Annotated in this window: 1 protein-coding gene; it reads left to right on the forward strand. The window is 62.4% G+C overall.

The features are described 5' to 3' along the window. Nucleotide 1: 1 nt before the first annotated feature. Nucleotides 2-2,598, forward strand: a 2,597-nt coding sequence (locus BGE37_RS24600; RefSeq protein ID WP_105288544.1) for a DUF6531 domain-containing protein, incomplete at its 3' end; no start/stop codon positions are given.

Below are 2,598 nucleotides of genomic sequence, written 5' to 3' on the forward strand. Positions count from 1 at the left end.
GATGAGCGGAAAACCGGCGGCGCGTCAGGGCGACATGACGCAGTATGGCGGTAGCATTGTTCAGGGTTCAGCCGGGGTACGTATTGGTGCCCCCACCGGCGTGGCCTGTTCGGTGTGCCCCGGCGGGGTGACGTCCGGCCATCCGGTCAATCCCCTGCTCGGTGCAAAGGTCCTTCCCGGCGAGACAGACATTGCCCTGCCCGGCCCGCTGCCGTTCATCCTCTCCCGCACGTACAGCAGTTACCGGACAAAAACGCCCGCGCCGGTGGGGAGCCTCGGCCCCGGCTGGAAAATGCCTGCGGATATCCGCTTACAGCTGCGCGATAACACACTGATACTCAGTGATAACGGCGGCAGAAGCCTGTATTTTGAGCACCTGTTTCCCGGTGAGGACGGTTACAGCCGCAGCGAGTCACTCTGGCTGGTGCGCGGCGGCGTCCTGAGACTGGATGAAGGTCACCGGCTGGCCGCACTCTGGCAGGCGCTGCCGGAAGAGCTTCGCCTGAGTCCGCATCGTTATCTGGCGACGAACAGTCCGCAGGGGCCGTGGTGGGTACTCGGCTGGTGTGAGCGGGTGCCGGAGGCGGATGAGGTGCTGCCCGCGCCGCTGCCGCCGTACCGGGTACTGACCGGGCTGGTGGACCGCTTCGGGCGCACACAGACGTTTCACCGCGAAACCGCCGGTGAATTCAGCGGCGAAATCACCGGCGTGACGGATGGTGCCGGGCGTCACTTCCGGCTGGCACTGACCACGCAGGCGCAGCGGGCAGAAGAGGCCCGGCAGCAGGCCTCTTCCGGCGGGGCGGAACAGTCCGCTTTTCCTGATACCCTGCCGGACTACACGGAATATGGCCGGGACAACGGTATCCGTCTGTCTGCCGTGTGGCTGACGCACGACCCGGAATACCCGGACAACCTGCCAGCCACGCCGCTGGTGCGCTATGGCTGGACGCCGCGCGGCGAACTGGCGGCGGTGTATGACCGCAGCAATACACAGGTGCGCAGCTTTACTTACGATGATAAATACCGGGGCCGGATGGTGGCGCACCGTCACACGGGCCGGCCGGAAATCCGTTACCGTTACGACAGCGACGGGCGGGTGACAGAACAGCTAAACCCGGCAGGCTTAAGCTACACGTATCAGTATGAGAAAGACCGCATCACCATCACCGACAGCCTGGACCGCCATGAAGTCCTGCATACCGCAGGCGAAGGCGGGCTGAAGCGGGTGGTGAAAAAGGAACACGCGGACGGCAGCGTCACGCAGAGTCAGTTTGACGCGGTGGGCAGGCTCAGGACACAGACGGATGCCGCAGGCCGGACAACAGAATACAGCCCGGATGTGGTGACGGGACTCATCACGCGCATCACCACGCCGGATGGCAGGGCATCGGCGTTTTACTATAACCACCACAACCAGTTAACGTCAGCCACCGGGCCTGACGGGCTGGAAATACGCCGGGAATATGATGAATCCGGCCGTCTGATTCAGGAAACTGCCCCTGACGGCGATATCATCCGCTACCGTTATGATAATCCACACAGTGACTTCCCCTGCGCAACGGAAGATGCCACCGGCAGCCGGAAAACCATGACGTGGAGCCGTTACGGTCAGTTGCTGACCTTCACCGACTGTTCCGGCTACCAGACCCGTTATGACCATGACCGCTTCGGGCAGATGACGGCGGTGCACCGCGAGGAAGGCCTGAGCCAGTGCCGCGCATACGACAGCCATGGACAGTTAATTGCGGTGAAAGACACGCAGGGCCATGAAACGCGGTATGAATACAACGCCGCCGGTGACCTGACCACCGTCATTGCCCCGGACGGCAGCAGATACGGGGCACAGTACGATGCGTGGGGAAAGGCCGTCCGTACCACGCAGGGCGGGCTGACCCGCAGTATGGAATACGATGCTGCAGGACGGGTCATCCGCCTGACAAACGAAAACGGCAGCCACACCACCTTCCGTTACGATGTACTCGACCGGCTGATACAGGAAACCGGCTTTGACGGCCGCACACAGCGTTATCACCACGACCTGACCGGCAAACTTATCCGCAGCGAGGATGAGGGACTGGTCACCCACTGGCACTATGACGAAGCAGACCGCATCACGCAGCGAACGGTGAATGGTGAAACCGCAGAACAGTGGCGGTACGACGAACGCGGCTGGCTGACAGGCATCAGCCATCTCAGCGAAGGGCACCGGGTGACGGTGCATTACGGGTATGATGAGAAAGGCCGCCTGACCGGTGAGCGCCAGACGGTGCATCACCCGCAGACGGAAGCACTGCTCTGGCAGCATGAAACCAGACATGCGTACAACGCGCAGGGGCTGGCGAACCGCTGTATACCGGACAGCCTGCCCGCCGTGGAATGGCTGACTTATGGCAGTGGTTACCTGGCAGGGATGAAACTCGGCGACACACCGCTGGTGGATTTCACCCGCGACCGCCTGCACCGGGAAACGCTGCGCAGCTTCGGCCGTTATGAACTCACCACCGCTTACACCCCTGCCGGGCAGTTACAGAGCCAGCACCTGAACAGCCTGCAGTATGACCGCGATTACACCTGGAACGACAACGGCGAACTCAT

The organism is Escherichia sp. MOD1-EC6300 (assembly GCF_002965045.1).
In the GTDB taxonomy this organism is placed as follows: domain Bacteria; phylum Pseudomonadota; class Gammaproteobacteria; order Enterobacterales; family Enterobacteriaceae; genus Escherichia; species Escherichia coli_F.